General features: G+C 39.2%; 15 protein-coding genes. 3 read left to right on the top strand and 12 right to left on the bottom strand.

Annotation, left to right across the window (positions count from 1 at the left end; translation table 11 throughout):
• Positions 1–13: 13 nt before the first annotated feature.
• The 3 genes from WAE64_RS15500 (at position 14) to WAE64_RS15510 (ending at position 4,595) form a co-directional block, all read left to right on the top strand.
• The gene (locus WAE64_RS15500; protein ID WP_340237972.1) at positions 14–1,138 is read left to right on the top strand and encodes a C40 family peptidase; all 1,125 of its coding nucleotides are present in this window, start codon (positions 14–16) and stop codon (positions 1,136–1,138) included.
• A gap of 85 nt (positions 1,139–1,223) precedes the next feature.
• On the top strand, positions 1,224–4,232 hold the full coding sequence (locus WAE64_RS15505) for a PVC-type heme-binding CxxCH protein (RefSeq protein ID WP_340237974.1): 3,009 nt from the start codon (positions 1,224–1,226) through the stop codon (positions 4,230–4,232).
• 84 nt (positions 4,233–4,316) lie between these two features.
• A complete protein-coding gene (locus WAE64_RS15510) occupies positions 4,317–4,595 on the top strand; it encodes an Rdx family protein (RefSeq protein WP_340237977.1) in 279 nt (92 codons plus the stop codon).
• 44 nt (positions 4,596–4,639) lie between these two features.
• Here the strand turns inward: WAE64_RS15510 and WAE64_RS15515 are convergent, their stop codons facing one another.
• The 12 genes from WAE64_RS15515 to sppA form a co-directional block, all read right to left on the bottom strand.
• Complete coding sequence (locus tag WAE64_RS15515; protein ID WP_340237979.1) at positions 4,640–5,236, bottom strand: dioxygenase family protein; 597 nt, start codon at positions 5,234–5,236, stop codon at positions 4,640–4,642.
• 152 nt (positions 5,237–5,388) lie between these two features.
• The gene (locus WAE64_RS15520) at positions 5,389–6,147 is read right to left on the bottom strand and encodes a LytR/AlgR family response regulator transcription factor (RefSeq protein WP_340237980.1); all 759 of its coding nucleotides are present in this window, start codon (positions 6,145–6,147) and stop codon (positions 5,389–5,391) included.
• Positions 6,144–7,211, bottom strand: a complete 1,068-nt coding sequence (locus WAE64_RS15525; protein WP_340237982.1) for a sensor histidine kinase — start codon at positions 7,209–7,211, stop codon at positions 6,144–6,146. Before WAE64_RS15525 ends, WAE64_RS15520 begins: the two co-directional genes overlap by 4 nt.
• Positions 7,208–7,717: a hypothetical protein gene (locus WAE64_RS15530; RefSeq protein WP_340237984.1), complete on the bottom strand. Its 510-nt coding sequence runs from the start codon at positions 7,715–7,717 to the stop codon at positions 7,208–7,210. The genes WAE64_RS15525 and WAE64_RS15530 overlap by 4 nt, the downstream gene beginning before the upstream one ends.
• Positions 7,718–7,723: 6 nt before the next feature.
• On the bottom strand, positions 7,724–8,203 hold the full coding sequence (locus WAE64_RS15535; RefSeq protein ID WP_340237986.1) for a hypothetical protein: 480 nt from the start codon (positions 8,201–8,203) through the stop codon (positions 7,724–7,726).
• A gap of 2 nt (positions 8,204–8,205) precedes the next feature.
• Positions 8,206–8,559 (bottom strand): hypothetical protein, encoded by a 354-nt coding sequence (locus WAE64_RS15540; RefSeq protein WP_340237987.1) that lies wholly within the window; start codon positions 8,557–8,559, stop codon positions 8,206–8,208.
• Between the two features lie 24 nt (positions 8,560–8,583).
• Positions 8,584–9,132 carry a hypothetical protein gene (locus WAE64_RS15545; RefSeq protein WP_340237988.1) on the bottom strand — a complete coding sequence of 183 codons (549 nt, stop codon included), beginning with the start codon at positions 9,130–9,132 and terminating at the stop codon, positions 8,584–8,586.
• A gap of 422 nt (positions 9,133–9,554) precedes the next feature.
• Positions 9,555–10,967: a tetratricopeptide repeat protein gene (locus tag WAE64_RS15550; protein WP_340237989.1), complete on the bottom strand. Its 1,413-nt coding sequence runs from the start codon at positions 10,965–10,967 to the stop codon at positions 9,555–9,557.
• A 270-nt stretch (positions 10,968–11,237) separates the two neighbouring features.
• Complete coding sequence (locus tag WAE64_RS15555) at positions 11,238–12,239, bottom strand: SDR family NAD(P)-dependent oxidoreductase (protein ID WP_340237992.1); 1,002 nt, start codon at positions 12,237–12,239, stop codon at positions 11,238–11,240.
• A gap of 109 nt (positions 12,240–12,348) precedes the next feature.
• A complete protein-coding gene (locus WAE64_RS15560; protein ID WP_340237993.1) occupies positions 12,349–12,801 on the bottom strand; it encodes a DUF5606 family protein in 453 nt (150 codons plus the stop codon).
• Positions 12,802–12,927: 126 nt separating this feature from the next.
• On the bottom strand, positions 12,928–13,530 hold the full coding sequence (yihA, locus tag WAE64_RS15565; protein WP_340237994.1) for a ribosome biogenesis GTP-binding protein YihA/YsxC: 603 nt from the start codon (positions 13,528–13,530) through the stop codon (positions 12,928–12,930).
• Between the two features lie 140 nt (positions 13,531–13,670).
• Positions 13,671–15,437, bottom strand: coding sequence for a signal peptide peptidase SppA (gene sppA, locus WAE64_RS15570; protein WP_340237996.1), 1,767 nt, complete (start codon positions 15,435–15,437; stop codon positions 13,671–13,673).
• Between the last annotated feature and the right edge of the window lie 221 nt (positions 15,438–15,658).

The raw sequence follows: 15,658 nt of genomic DNA on the forward strand, positions 1-15,658 counted from the left end.
TGTGTTTGTATGCTTGAGCAATGAACTTTTTGCACAGGTAAATCAACACAATGGTGCACATTCTACTGTTCAGTCTATTATTGAGCAGGTAAAGAAAAAGTATGCGCCTGATAAACGGGTGGCGGTGTTTCAGGTAGAATTAGACAGTAATTTGCTGGTAGGGAGAACAAATCTGCCACTAGCCAAAAAAGAATTACTGGGTCTTTTGAAAAATAATGGCTACACATTAGAAGACGGAATAAGAGTTTTGCCAGACGAAGAACAGTTAGACGGGAAAATATATGCTTTGGTGAATATATCGGTAGCTAACATTCGTACGCAACCAAGAGAGGCCGCCGAGTTGGCTACACAAGCTTTGTTGGGGACAAACCTGAAAGTATTAGATAAAGAACGCAACTGGTATATGGTACAAACGCCCGACCATTACATAGGTTGGGTAGATGGTGGCACTATCAAGCGCAAAGTAAAAGCCGAAATAGATACTTACAAAAACCAGCCAAAGCTGATGTTTGCCAAGCCTTTTGGTTTTGCCTACACCGAAGCTGACGAAAATGCCCAGACAATATCAGACCTCACTTGGGGCGATTTGCTTGTAGTAAAAGATACCGTGGCTGATTTCTACGAAGTGGTATATCCGGATGCCCGCAAAGGTTTTGTTTCAAAACCGGAGGTAATTTCAGAGCAGGAATGGAAACGTATTAGTACCCCAAACCCCGAAGCACTTACCAAAACTGCTTATAGAATGATGGGGCTGCCTTATTTATGGGGTGGCACTTCATGGAAAGGCGTTGATTGTAGTGGTTATATGCGTATGGTTTACCAAACAAATGGCATTCTACTGCCAAGAGATGCCTCGCAACAGGCTTTTGTGGGTGACGATGTAGCCTTTGAAAATCTGAAAGTAGGTGATTTGCTCTTTTTTGGCGAAAAAGCTACTCATGAAAAACCCGAAAAGGTTGTACACGTGGGTATGTGGATAGGCAACAGTGAGTTTATTCATTCGTCAGGCATGGTGCGTATAAGTAGTTTTAACCCAGAAAGTACTACTTATGATGCCTATAACGTAGGTCGGTATTTAAGAGCCAGGCGCATACTGGGTTCAAGCATAGAAAAAGGAGTGGTATCAATGAAGAATTAATCAGGTACTATTTTATTTGTCAAATTAACACTTATTCTATAACTTTCGCATATCTATTCAAACGCCTATAATACAACCATTCACAATGAAAAAATCAATCATTTTTTCTTTATCCGTTTTGTTACTGGCCGGTGCCTGTAAACAAAGCCCCAAGACACTTCCTGATGAAGAATATGCCAAACTATCAGAAGAAGATAAACGTAAGGTAGAGCACGCAGTAGACGGGATCAAGGTAGAAGACCCTGATTTAGAAGTAACACTGTTTGCCTCTGAGCCTATGATGATGAACCCTACCAACATGGACATTGACGCCAAGGGTAGAGTCTGGATTTGTGAAGGGTATAATTACCGGAATAAACTGAATCCGCAAAACCCTTACAACAAAAAAGGAGATAGGATTCTGATTCTGGAAGATACAGATAAAGACGGTAAAGCAGATAAAACTACTGTGTTTTATCAAGGTGAAGAAATTAACTCTGCACTGGGCATATCGGTATTAGGCAATAAGGTTATTGTTTCGTGTAGCCCTAATGTTTTTGTATTTACCGACGAAAACGGTGATGATAGGTCAGATAAAAAAGAAATACTCTTTACGAATCTTAAAGGAGTACAACACGACCACGCCATTCATGCCTTTACTTTCGGGCCTGATGGTAAGCTATATTTCAACGGCGGAAATGAAATAGAAACACTAAGCGATAAAAACGGTGTTGAACTGAAAGACGACTTAGGTCGCCCGTTTTCAAGCTATAAACAAGGAAAAGTTTTCAGATGTAATGTTGATGGCTCTGACGTAGAGATTCTGGGGCATAATTTCAGAAATAACTACGAAGTAGCCGTTGACTCATACGGCAGAATGTGGCAGTCGGATAACGACGACGATGGCAACAAAGGCGTGCGTATCAACTACGTAGTAGATTATGGTAACTACGGTTATAAAGATGAAATGTCGGGCGCAAGCTGGCAGGAGCGCCGTACTAACTGGGAAAGCGAAATACCTCTACGTCACTGGCATTTAAACGACCCTGGTGTAATGCCGAACTTACTGCAAACCGGAGCAGGCTCACCAACAGGTATGATTGTTTATGAGGGGGATTTATTGCCTGAGAAATACCGTAATCAGGTGATTCATTGCGATGCAGGGCCAAACATTGTGCGTTCTTATGCTGCCGAAAAAGATGGTGCGGGTTTTAAAGCTACTATCAACAATATGCTTGATGGCTCAAAACGTGACCAATGGTTCCGTCCGTCAGATGTAACAATGGCGCCAGATGGTTCTGTTTTTGTGGCTGACTGGTACGACCCAGGTGTGGGTGGCCATGCAATGGGCGATAGCTTAAGAGGCCGTATCTACCGCATTGCTCCAAAAGGAGAAAACTATTCGGTACCAACTTTTGATTTTGAAACACCGGAAGGCTGTGTGAAAGCTTTGCAAAATCCGAATCTGGCGGTGCGTTATCTGGCATGGACAAAACTCAATGGCTGGCAAAAGAAGGCCGAAGAAGCTTTGGTTGACCTTTGGGAGTCAGATAATTCTCGTATGCGTGCAAGAGCCTTATGGTTGTTGGGCAATATTAAAGGAGAAGAGAAAAAATACATTGATGCTGCTTTAGCCGATAAAGATGAAGACATCAGAATAACAGGTATCCGTTTGGCTCGTGAATTGAAAATGGCTGATGCGGCTATGTTGAAAAAACTTTCGGAAGACCCATCGTCACAAATTCGCAGAGAGGTAGCTTTGGCACTTCGCCATAATACAAGCCCCGAGGCTGCTGACATCTGGACAACCCTAGCCACGCAATACGATGGCAAAGACCGTTGGTATTTAGAAACATTAGGTATTGCTGCCGACAACCAATGGGATGCTTTTTTTGCTAAATATATTGCCCGTGTAGGCGATAAATGGAAAGTAGACAATGCATCGAAAGATATTGTGTGGAGAAGCCGCTCGACTGATAATGTTTATCGCTTGGCCGAATTGGCTAAAACAACGGTTGGTAATGATAAATTGCGCTATTTCCGTGCTTTCGATTTCCAGACAAGCCCTGAGAAAACAAAGGTGTTGATAGGTATGCTTGATGGTGGCAATGCCCCTGCCGATGTGATGACATTGGTATTTAAACACCTTGATATTGAGAGCGCCAAAAAAGACCCGGTTTATGCTACATTATTACCCAAAGTGTTAAACAGCATACAGAATCCGGCTGATTATCTCGACATTGTGAAGCGTTATCAACTCAAAAATCAGAACGAACGTCTGGTTAATATTACCATGACTGATAGCGTTTACGGAGGTGAAGCTGCTAAATTGCAAGTAAGAATTAATGGCATTGGCGAGTTTCAGAAACTAACTAAAGACAAAGATGAAGCCGTAGTTCTGAAAGCCATTAATATGTTTGGTAGTGTAGACGATAAGCCTGTAACAGATTATCTGATAAGCTTATTTAACAATAAAAAATTGAGCCTGCCAGTGCGTGAAAGGGCTATGCAAGCCATGAATGGCTGGAATAGCGAAGAGATTCTGTGGGATTTGGTAAAAGCCAATAAAGTACCTGACGAAGTAATGCCTATTGCAAAGAAACTGTTACTAGGTACTTGGCACGGCGATATTCGCACAGAGGCCATGAAGATGTTTGGCGCTGATGTGGATAAGTCGGTGGGTAATATCAGTGATTTGGTAAAACTTACAGGCGATGCCAACAAAGGGCACGAAGTATTTAAGATGTATTGTACTACCTGCCACTTAGGTAAGGGTGAAGGCGTGAATTTTGGCCCTGCTTTATCTGAAATCGGTAGTAAATTATCAAAAGATGGTTTATACTCAGCTATTTTAAACCCTAGTCAAGGTATTAGCTTTGGTTTTGAAGGCTTCAAGATAAAACTTAAAAATGGTAGTGAAGTAGATGGCATGATTCTGACCAAGGCTGAAAGTGAGATAACAATAAAGGCTTTAGGTAGTGCAACGCCTACAACCTATAAGCGTTCGGAAATTGCTTCGATGGAAGAATTAAAAGAGTCTTTGATGCCTAAATTCCCGCTACAAAAACAAGAATTTGTTGATTTAGTTGAGTATTTATCTACATTGAAGAAGTAAAATATTAGTGTCTGATACCCCATAACCGTGCCACGCCCTCATGCTAACGAGTATAGGCGTGGCACGGGTTGAAAATATAAGGAAATGAAACCTAAAATTACATTTGAATATTGCCCCAAATGCCATTGGCTAATGCGTTCGGCATGGATGGCGCAAGAGCTATTGACTACTTTTGAAGAAGAACTTGGCGAAGTAAGCCTACGGCCTAGTGAAATTGCAGGTAGCTTTAAGGTTTTGTTGAACGCAGAAGTGATATTCGACCGTAAGCGTGAAGGTCGTTTTCCTGAGATTAAAGAACTAAAACAGCTCGTAAGAGACCTTGTTGCTCCAGAAAAATCATTGGGGCATAGTGATAGGAAATAAAAAGAATTTGCGTCGCGAACTTCCAGTTTGCGCCACAATACCATTTAGTAATTCGGAATATTCTTCCCCAAAATAATATCCCGTTTGCCAATCCAGATGCCTTTATCGTTTTTGATGAGTTTAATGATTCCGCTACCACCACGATTCTCGTCTCGGGCAATGTCTTCTTTGCGTAGAAACTTATCGCCTTCAAAGCGATATTCGTCAATGTAATATTCGTTTTTATTAGGCTCTTTAATAACCGGATGAATATGTGCCGGAATATTGTCGTTAGGGTAGGAGGCAGGTCTGATGCTTACAAACTTGTACCTGCCCATGTTATCGGTCTTCATCCAGCCACGAAGTTTGCCATTGCGCTTGGCGCATTCTTCACCTGCTCCTCTTGAGTATTTTCCTCTGGCATCAGTATGATACACATATAAAATTACATTTGGTGCGGGTGTTTTGCCATCTTGCTGATAGATAATTCCTGTAATTTCCATTGGCTCGCCTTCTTCGGTTTTATCCGAAATATGGGTTTCCCACGATATGCTTTTGGGCATACCTTGGTAAATAGCCTCACAGCATTCGCAAGGGCCACCAACTTTTTTCTGAGCAAATAGCAGCCCAGGAAAGCAAAGTAATAATGCTAACTTTTTCATGATAGATGAGAGAAATTTAGTGATTTAATGATGAGCGATTGAGTGATTTTGTTGATGGCGAATAACGAATGGTGAATTAGTGAATAATTGTTTTGTACGTTTTAGACTATTCTCTAATTAGCAATTACTCAACCACTCAATCGCTCATTCACTCAATTCTTAATTAGGTTTTCTTTATAATTGCGGCTCATGCGTAAGACCTTTGTGTTTTTCAGTAATACGGAGTAATCGCCATTGAAATGAGATTGGATTTCTTTGATAAAGTTGATATTAACGATAGTAGAGCGATGAATACGGACAAAGATTTTAGGATTGAGCTTTTGCTCAAAACTTGAAAGCGTTTCGTACAACAAATGCTTCGATTTTTCAGTTTGCAGGCATATATAATTTCCTTCGGCTTCGATGTAAATTAAGTCAGCAGTTTTTATTAATTGTATTCTGCCACCATCTTTTACTGTTACAATTTCGGGGTAATTTGGTTGAGCAAATTGCTGAAAAAACTTGCTGTATTTGTCAAATACATTCGTTAGATCTTCTTTGTTTGCCAGTTGCAATTGTTTCAATGCTTTCTGGAAAGTTCTATCAAAACGCTCTTTGTCGAAAGGTTTCAGCAGATAATCAATAGCATTGGCTTCAAAGGCTTGCAGGGCATAATTATCATAAGCCGTAACAAAAATAATGAGCGGCAGTTTTTCTGTATCAAGACTTTTGGCTAATTCTATACCATTGAGTTCGGGCATCTGAATATCAAGAAAAACCAAGTCAGGTTGGTGTTTTTCAATGGCTGTAAATGCCTCTTTACTGTTTTTACACGTAGCTACTATTTCAACCTGTGGGTATTTCTGCAATTGTTTTTGCAGAATATCACGTGCTATCGATTCGTCGTCAGCTATCAGAACTTTGTAAGTCATTTTAATAGAGGTAAAGTGAGCGTAACCGTAATGCCATTTTCGGGTGTGTTACTCATTATTTCCAGGCTTGCATCTTCACCAAAAAGATTTTTCAAGCGTTCTTGTGTATTCATTAGTCCAATGCCAAAATTGAAATGCTCAAAGGTTTCAATGCCATTATCTTTTACTTGCAACTTCAATTTATCCTGCCCATTCTGTGCCGAAATTTCTATCTTTCCCTGTTTTGCAAAAGGCTCAATGCCATATTTTATGGCATTTTCAACCAAAGGTTGCAAGAGCATAGGAGGTACAAAAGCCTTTTGTAAATCCTGATTGATAAGTATCTGGTAATCGAGGCGTTCTTCAAACCTTATTTTCAGAATAGCTAAATACAGTTGCAGCAATTCCACTTCGTTTTTGAGTGGCACAAGGTCATCGTTGGTTTCTTTCAGGCTCAAGCGTAATAAATCGCTTAGTTTCATCAGCATTCTGGTAGCTTTTTCAGTATCACCTTTTTGCATTAAACCTATGATATTGTGGTGCGTATTAAACAAAAAATGCGGCTGTAACTGCATTTTTAAGAAACTAAGCTTGGCATCAGACAATTGTTTTTCAAGGTTTGCTTTGTCTAACTGGGCCTGTTGAAACTGTCGAAAAATGGTATAGGCTTTATGGGCAGCCAGAATTATCCAGTAATTCACAAATTCATTGAAAAGAGAAACTGCCAGATTGCGTTTAAAAATGACTTGAAATTGCACTTTACCAATGAACAGATTCCAACAAAAAGTAACAATGATAGAATAAACTACTACCGCCAGAAAGCTGATTGCCAAAGATACAAACAAGTTAATGAGTAAATTTCTAAGCACATAAGGCGACTGCAACGGGAGTTTTTCACCTAACCAGAATACAAAAAACGTGATAGGAATGTATAACAACCACTTGATTTTGAAAATCAGCGTATCAGCCCATACTACCTGACTACTCCTCATGCTGCTGAATAGCAAATCTTGCCCAATCATTAGCAGCGTAACTATCAGCCAGAAAGCAGGAATCAGGTAGTATTTTAATTGTTTGATTTTCATTCTGCGGGTTTTTTCTCTACTCGGTTAAGTGTATAGTTAAAGAGTTCGTTGCCTGTGAGTATATTTTTATTCTGGTCTAAGAAAAACAACACATTGTCGTCTCCTTTAAGCAAAAATATCGTTTGCTGGTTATCGGCTTGCAATTCAAAAACTACCGCCTCTGCATCAGTTTGTGAACCTTGGCTAATAGTCCATGTTCCTTTACGAATGGCTTGTCTGTAAAACGAGCCTTCAAGTACATAATTGGTCGTAGCCTGCGTATCAGGATTCTGATAAAGCACAAGCCCCCACTTGGTTTTGAAACAATCGGGCGAAACTTCTTTCTTTAGTACCTGAGCCAATTCCTGGCAGGCGCATCGCCCTTCAAATATGCCATAAACATTTTTCCCTGCCGGAATCGGCTTCGATGAGGTGGTAACATACGGTGCATTTTCTGCGCCATTTTCTTGAGCCCGTACCTCACAGAAAACCATTAAAGTTATAAATATCAGTGCAATATTTCTCATAATCTATCAGGGTTTTGCTTTGCTGAATGTATAACTATGCCCCGAGTTGCCTATCATAAGGTTACGCTGACTATCTAGCAAATGAATGGCTTTATCGCTTAATTTTACAAAGAGCAGATTTTTGTCTACGCCATAAAGCGTTACCTGATACACCGTAGCCTCAGGCTTGGTTTGGGTGCCTTTCTGGATAGTCCAATGCCCGGCAAATTCAGCGTTTCGTTCATCTACAAAACCACTTGTGTTGGGTTTGCCGATTCCATAACGGTAGACGAGCTTTACAGCCGAGGGGGCATTTGTATTTTGCGGATAAAGCGTAAGCGACCACTTTGTAAACTCACATTCATTCTCATCTTTAATGCCCAACAAAGGCTTGATGATATTGCCACAGGGGCTGCTACCTACAAAAACCGCAAAAGGTTTTGAATCTTGCACACATGAAATGAAAAGGATGCCTACAATGGCGAAGTATTTAAGATAGTTTTTCATGGCTAATATTCTCTTTTTTTGCCGTTTTTATCTTCCAATACCAATGTAGTACCCTCTTTTTTAGCCAATGCATGCAAACCCACTTCAGTAGAGCTGTTGAGCAGTACTAAACCCGAACCATTATCGTCAGCACCTAGTTTTACTCTGATAGTACCTGTTTTGTCCATTAGCCGCATCATTACAGTGCCATCGGCTTCGGTTTTGAATGAGGCCCTTTTAACGCCTGTTTTATCAAGTAGTTCAAATTCTTTTACTGTTATTTTCTCAAAGTTTTCTTGGCTTGGTTTAGCTGCAATAAATAAAACCAGTATCAGATTAAACAGGCTAAGCAACAGTGGCATTCGTTGGTTTTTCATAGTTTTATTTGTTTAAGGTGAAAATTAAAAGTTCAGAAGTGCACCAAAGTTTTCGCTTTGTGTATCGAAATTGATGAATTTTTTTGTGATAACTCGCTTTTTATACGCAAAAATGGTGTTTTTTACTTTAGGGTTTATTTCATACACTCCGGCGGTTTCTGCATCGGTAGGTGAGTTTATGAAAGTAAAAGCCACATTTTGCAAATCTAATTTCTGCGCAAAGGCATTGAGTTTTTGTTTAAGTAAATGCTGTTCTTCATGCTTAGGATTCATAAAAACTACAAAGGTTTTCCATTTATTGACGTTTTTGGTAAAGTACTGTCCTTCGAGAAAGTTCAGCATTTTTTCGTAATTTTTTAAATCGTCGTTTATCCATAGTATCAAACCATCGGTTTTTGCACCATATTTACACATAGGGCAGGTTTTTGTGCCTTTGTCTTTACCCGAAACATGATAAGGATCAAAAGCCGGAGCATCGGCACCTACTGCCAAGCCGGAGTCTTGCGCCATGATGCGGAACGATACAATAAACAGAGAAACGGAGGAAAGAATAATAAAAAATAGCTTTTTCATATACATTGTTTTGATGAACAAATGTAGATTAGATAAACGAGCTACCGAATAAAATTATGATAAGGTGATGAAATGATAGGCTAAGCCGTGGGAAGTACGATTTAAGGGAAACATGAGTCATCCTGAATTTTAGGATGAAAAAGAACCTTCTGATTAAATTTGTATGGTTTTGCTCATGCACCTATAGTTGCTAAAAGTGCCAATGTATCTGCTTACCTCTTGTGAGGTTTTAGCTAACAAAGATACTTGGACGATTGGAGTAGTTTTATCTCTATTCTTATAAAAAAATGTGCCATAAAGCAATAAATCGGTACCGATTAGCGTCGGTACCGATTTACAGATTAAGAACAGACATCTCTAATTGTTTGATTGCATTAAGTAACTTAACACTCTATCAAAATTCGGGATGAATACAGGCTTTTTTATTTGTATTGCTCTATTATCTTGAAAAGTGCTTTCTGGGTATTCAGATTCGGGAAGAAATCGTAAACCTGAATATGCGCATCATAATTGAGTGTTAAGCCTGTTTCGAGATACTGATAAGCTTCGTTGAATTTGCCATCAAGTATAAGATAGATAGCGGCTCTGTAAAACAAATCGGCATCATCGGGTATTTCGTTGATGGCATCATAAATAAGCTCAAAAGCTTTGGCATATTCGCCTTGCTCAAAATACAACAAAGACCAGCTCAACCAGATGTCGGCGTTTTTAGGGTCAAGTCCCATCGCATAAGCATAAGCTTCAGTGCTCGATGTGAAGTTACCTAATTTAGCTTCTGTATCGGCTAGTAAAAGCCAATAATCGGCATTGCCTTCGTTGAGTTTAATGGCCTTCTTTGTAAAATGAATGCCTTCGAGCCAACGATTTAATTCATATAAAGAAGACCCTATACCAAACCAGGCTTCGTCCCAACTTTCGTCTAGTCGAACAGCCTCCTGATAATAGCGATAGGCCTCTTCATACTCTTCCAATTTCTCGCAAGCTACTCCCAGATGTGTATAAACTTCGGCAGTAGGCTTCTCGTGTTTCAATACGTTCAGATAACACTCTTTGGCATCAAGGTGGTTTTCCAGATTGATATAAGTATATGCCAGATTGAACCAGCCCGAAGCAAATTTCTCGTTTATGGTTACGGCATAATCATAGGCATAGGCGGCATCTTTATGGTTGTTTAACCTGCCATGCACCATACCTAAGGCAAACCATGCTAGGTGCGAATAAGGGTTGTTATCTACTAAATCCTGAAAATAGGATACGTTTTCATTTAATTTATTGATTTGCTCTAAGCAAAAGACCAATTCATAAAAGGCTATTTCTTCATTAAACTGATATTTGATAGCTTTTTTATAAAAATGAGCGGCTTCTTCAAATTTTTGCCAGTTCTGATAAGTCTGCGCCAGCTGAAAGTACACTGATTCTTTCTCTTCCGACATCAACAAGGCTTCTCTTAGATGCTCAATGGCTTCTTCGTAACTACCCATTAAGTTACAGATAACACCACGCATATAAGTTATTTCGTAGTCAGACGGGTTAAAGGTAGCTGCTCTGTCGAGCACTTCCATTGCGTCGTCAAACTGTTCAAAGTTGGCATGAACCTGTGCTTGGTCCAGAAGGAGGTCAAGGGAATACGGGTATTGTTGCAGACCCATCCGGCAGGCTTTCATAGCCATCTCCCATTGTCCGGTTAGAAGATAGTACTCAGATAGTTGTTCATACGTTTCTTCATCGAAGAAGACCGTTTCTTGGCTTTTGAGCATTCTTTCAAAACGTTCGACGGTTGCTTTTACATCTGCCCCATCGAAGTTTTCGAATCTGTCGCTGAATTCGTGTTGCATGTAAGATTACTCAAAGTTTTTTACGGCCCAACCATAGGACGGTAATTATACGGTTATTTGTTCGGGTTGGTCTTATGTTCTTAATAAACCGCTTTATATAAAGATTTTAAAGTGTTTTCGATTAAAAGCGCTCAATCCCGACAAATGTTACTCTTTAATTATGATTCAATATAAGTATTTTTTGTCAGATGTCAAGGATTTAGTCCAATAAAATTTCTGCAAATATGAATGAAATAAACTACGGCTCAACGCGTATTTTTATCGGAAAAATCAATGACTCTCTAATAAAAACATACTTACCCGCTTAATGGTTTCGTCAAAATCAGTAAACTTGAAATTGAGTTCCCTCCGAATCTTGTCGTTTTTATAAACAAACTTCATTAACGAGTTTTTGGCTGTTTCTTTGGTAATCAAAGGCGCTTTTCCGGTGATAAACGACCTGAAAGCCTCAACACGCCAGATGATTTCGGTTAAGATTGGCGAAACTTTCTGTACTGGTGGTTTTTTGTTAAAGAGTTTCGCTACTTTTTCGAAAAACTCTCGGTAGCTTACTGTTCCGCCGTTTAATATGAACCGCTCACCTTCAATGTCAGAATTGATTAATTGATAAATCGCCTCAATTACGTCTCGTACATCAACATAGTTCAGGTTGCCTTCGCTATAAAAACGGTGCTCGTCATAAGCATATTTGAATAATTGTGTGCTACTTTTTGTCCAGTTGCTTTCACCCAGAATAACCGACGGATTCACGATAACAATAGGAAGCCCTTCGGCTTTACCCCGCCATACTTCTAATTCAGAAAGGTATTTAGTTTTGGCATAATGCGAGTTAATAGGAGAATCTTCCCATTTTTGTTCTTCGTCTATAAAGGTATCGGTGGCCGATAGTTTCAGCTGAACGTTAGGTTTACCCAGGGCCGCAATTGAGCTTATATGGCAAAGTTTTTTTATACCTTTTGCTAGGCACATATTCACAACATTAGCTGTGCCTTCTACATTGGCCTTATACATACGGTTTTTGTCTTTAGGGGCATAAGATACCACCGCAGCCGAATGCACCACGTAATCAATATTTTCAAGGGCTTTTTCCAGAGACATAATATCCAGAATATCTCCTTCAACAATTGTTATTTTTGAGGCAATTTCTTTCAGTGAACTTGTATCACTTTCGGCACGGCACAGGGCCGATACTTCGAATCCGGCTTCAACAAATCTTTTAGCAGTAGCGCTACCCAGCAGCCCGTTAGCGCCTGTAATAAGAATACGTTTCATAGATAGTGGTGGGGCGAGCTTATGTTTTGCTTGCACTTGTGCAAAGGTAATAACAAAAAATCCCTGCTCGGGGCCGAACAAGGATTTTTTGTTGATAAGCAAAAAGCTCTTATGCTTTTGTTTCTTCTGCTACCGGCTCGCTTGTTTCTTCGCTTGCAGATGCAGTGAATACTTCAGGCAAGTTTTTTGAAAGAACATTGTACCAACCTATGATTTTCTTGATGTCGGAAGCATAAACTCTCTGGCGGTCGAAATCTGATACGATTTCTCCGAAGAAATCAAACAACTGATTGTTCGAAAAGTTTTTATACTCATCGGCTACGGTCTCGCCATGTAGCTCACGGATTTTCAGAAAAATATCTGAAAGCGGTACTGATTTATTCTGGTCTTCGGTATAAATCGAAATATCTTTTAAAACCGATACACGTGCATTTGCACTTACCATTTCGCGTTGTTTTTTATCGTCGAGCGTTTCTACGATTACGCCATTACGACCCGGCTTTAAGATTTTATACAATCCGCTTTTTCCCGAAATATGGGCGATGTCTCTTAATAATTCCATTTGATAAATAAGTAAACTTTATTAAAGGCAATAGCCTTGCCAATTTTGTAAATTGTTTGGATACTCTCAGATGATATAGCCTTTGTATTTGCTAATCAACGTCTCATGCAGGTGCAAAATTATAAATTATTTTTTAAAAGACTGATTTAAGTCTTCTATTGCTTTCAATAATTCTTCACGGCCTATCTTTCTTTCAGATGATGTAACAAAATACGGAGGTACTTTGCTCCAGGTCATCAGCATTGTTTTTTTAAATAAATCAATGTTTTCATCGGCTGTTACCTTGCCTACTTTATCGGCTTTGGTAAATATCAGGTAGAATGGTATCCCTCTTTCGCCCAGTGCATCAATAAAATTAAGGTCAACCGTTTGTGGCTCAATTCTTATATCAATAAGCACAAATACACACATCAGGTTTTCTCTGTTGCTCAGGTAGTCCCAAATCATTTTATCCCATTTCTCACGCTCGGCCTTTGGAGCTCTGGCAAATCCATAGCCGGGTAAATCGACTAAAAACCAAGAGTTATTTACAATAAAATGGTTGATAAGCTGGGTTTTACCGGGGGTCTGAGATGTTTTAGCTAAGTTTTTATTAGCCGTAAGCATATTAATCAAAGATGATTTTCCTACGTTCGACCTCCCAATAAAAGCATATTCGGGTAGCAAAGGCTTAGGGCTTTTGCGGTAATCGGAGGCGCTTTGAACAAATTTTGCTTCGGTAAGTTTCATATAAATTTCGATTCAGGCAATCTTTAACAATTGCATTTTTCTCTCGCATCTACATAAATAAAGAAGAGAGAATAAAGCACAAAGGTAGCACTTTTTTCTCTCTTCTTATGGTTTTATTAGTTCGGCTTACTATTAAAGCCTTATTTTATTTCTAATTCAAATGGCATACGAGCTTGTAGTTTATCCATGCTCTGAAGCGTTTTTATTTGTTTGGCAAATGGCGCAAGGGCACCCAAATAAGCTCTTACTTTTTCTTCTTCTTTGTCTTTACCAAATTTATCTAATACAGCTTCGATACCCGACTTCTGGATTGGGTAATATCTCACTCTGTAATCTCCTTCTTTTAATTTAACCTTTTGTGCTGCAATTTTAATGGCATCATCAATTCCGCCTAGTACATCAACTAATCCATTGGCTTTTGCTTGTGTGCCTGTCCATACTCTTCCGCCTGCAATGGCTTTTAGTTGTTCGATACTCATGCGGCGTCCTTTTGCAGCTTTACTAGTAAATGTTTCATAACCATGATTCACGCTATTTTGCATCATCATTTTCTCAGCGTCTGTCATAGTACGGGTAGCCGACGGAAAGTCAGCGTATTTGTGTGAACCAACGGCATCGAACGTAATGCCTAATTTCTGGTTCATCAGCGTTTCAACATTGAATATCATTCCGAAAATACCGATTGAACCCGTAATAGTATTAGGGCGTGCCACAATGGTATCGCAAGCCATAGCCATGTAGTAACCCCCCGAAGCAGCGTAGTCACCCATTGAAGCAATTACAGGTTTTACTTTTTTGGTAATTTCAATTTCTCTCCACATCACATCAGAAGCCAGAGAGCTACCGCCACCAGAGTTAATTCTTAGTACAATTGCTTTTACTTTAGAATCTTTACGAGCTTTTTGTAGTTCTTTTACAATTTTGTCTGAGCCAATGCTGTTATCTTCACCGTCGCCGCTTACAATATCACCTTCGCCAACTATTACTGCAATTCTGTTAGACAAACTTCCTTCTTTTACAAATTTTTCAGCTTTCAGATATTTGCTAAGGGTAACATATTCAATTTTTGCATCTTCTTTTACCCCAATTTTACTGCGTAGCTCTTTCTCGAACTCGTCCCAGTAACCAACATTGGTAATTAATTTATATTTTGCTGCATCAGCAGGCTCTTGAATCAGAGCATTATTTAGGATATTATTCAGTTCATCCATCGGAATATTTCTTGATTGAGAAATATCGCCATAGAAACGAGCGGCAATATCATTGATAAACGATTGTGTCTGCTCACGATTGGCATCACTCATATTAGTTCTGAAAAACGGCTCAACAGCACTTTTGTATTCGCCAACTCTGAAAATCTCAGGTTTTACGCCGATTTTTTCAAATAAGCCTTTCATGAAAGTATATTTAGCATTAAGACCGTTAAAGTCTAAGCCTCCGCTTGGTGTCAGATAACTTTTGTCTGCTACAGAAGTAAGATACACAGCGCCTTCTGTCATTACCTCACCATACGAATACACAAACTTTTTAGATTTTTTGAAATCAACCAGATAGCTTCTGATTTCTTCTAAAGTAGCAAAGCCAGCACTTGGGTATTCGGCATGTAGATAGATACCTTTAATATTCGGGTCGAGTTTAGCATTGGCAATTGCCTCTTTAAGTTGAGGTAAACCTAATTGGCTAGCACCTTGGCCACCAAACATCTCGGTGAAAGGGTCGTTTGGAGGGGTGTTCTCTCTGATAATCTGGTTAAGGTCTATTTTTAGTACAGAGTTTTTTGATACGAAAGTCTTTTCATCAGAACTTGACATCATTGAGCCAATCCCTACAAGGATAAAGAAGCAAACCACAAAAAACACAAACAGCCCAACGATTGTCGCAAAGACATATTTTAAGAATTGTAACATATTTATAAAACGGTATAGTTAATTAGAGTTTTCACGCACTATAAAATTACTTTAGTAATTAAAGACACATCGTAGCCATATAATAGCAATTAGTGTGTATAAGCCTAAAGCAGGTTTACTCTACAAAAGTATATGTATATACAGTAATTTGTATAAATATTTTGATAAGTGGTAGAAGTTTTAGCTAAGAGGATATTTAGAATGATAAGAAAAAAAACACT

Source organism: Emticicia soli (assembly GCF_037860775.1).
Lineage (GTDB): Bacteria > Bacteroidota > Bacteroidia > Cytophagales > Spirosomataceae > Emticicia > Emticicia soli.

Coding starts and splice junctions, on each gene's coding strand:
- WAE64_RS15505 (WP_340237974.1), top strand. CDS start 1,224: ATGAAAAAATCAATCATTTTTTCTTTATCCGTTTTGTTACTGGCCGGT.
- WAE64_RS15520 (WP_340237980.1), bottom strand. CDS start 6,147: ATGACTTACAAAGTTCTGATAGCTGACGACGAATCGATAGCACGTGAT.
- WAE64_RS15555 (WP_340237992.1), bottom strand. CDS start 12,239: ATGAAACGTATTCTTATTACAGGCGCTAACGGGCTGCTGGGTAGCGCT.
- WAE64_RS15525 (WP_340237982.1), bottom strand. CDS start 7,211: ATGAAAATCAAACAATTAAAATACTACCTGATTCCTGCTTTCTGGCTG.
- WAE64_RS15560 (WP_340237993.1), bottom strand. CDS start 12,801: ATGGAATTATTAAGAGACATCGCCCATATTTCGGGAAAAAGCGGATTG.
- yihA (WP_340237994.1), bottom strand. CDS start 13,530: ATGAAACTTACCGAAGCAAAATTTGTTCAAAGCGCCTCCGATTACCGC.
- WAE64_RS15535 (WP_340237986.1), bottom strand. CDS start 8,203: ATGAAAAACTATCTTAAATACTTCGCCATTGTAGGCATCCTTTTCATT.
- WAE64_RS15515 (WP_340237979.1), bottom strand. CDS start 5,236: ATGAAAAAGTTAGCATTATTACTTTGCTTTCCTGGGCTGCTATTTGCT.
- WAE64_RS15540 (WP_340237987.1), bottom strand. CDS start 8,559: ATGAAAAACCAACGAATGCCACTGTTGCTTAGCCTGTTTAATCTGATA.
- WAE64_RS15545 (WP_340237988.1), bottom strand. CDS start 9,132: ATGAAAAAGCTATTTTTTATTATTCTTTCCTCCGTTTCTCTGTTTATT.
- WAE64_RS15530 (WP_340237984.1), bottom strand. CDS start 7,717: ATGAGAAATATTGCACTGATATTTATAACTTTAATGGTTTTCTGTGAG.
- sppA (WP_340237996.1), bottom strand. CDS start 15,437: ATGTTACAATTCTTAAAATATGTCTTTGCGACAATCGTTGGGCTGTTT.
- WAE64_RS15550 (WP_340237989.1), bottom strand. CDS start 10,967: ATGCAACACGAATTCAGCGACAGATTCGAAAACTTCGATGGGGCAGAT.
- WAE64_RS15510 (WP_340237977.1), top strand. CDS start 4,317: ATGAAACCTAAAATTACATTTGAATATTGCCCCAAATGCCATTGGCTA.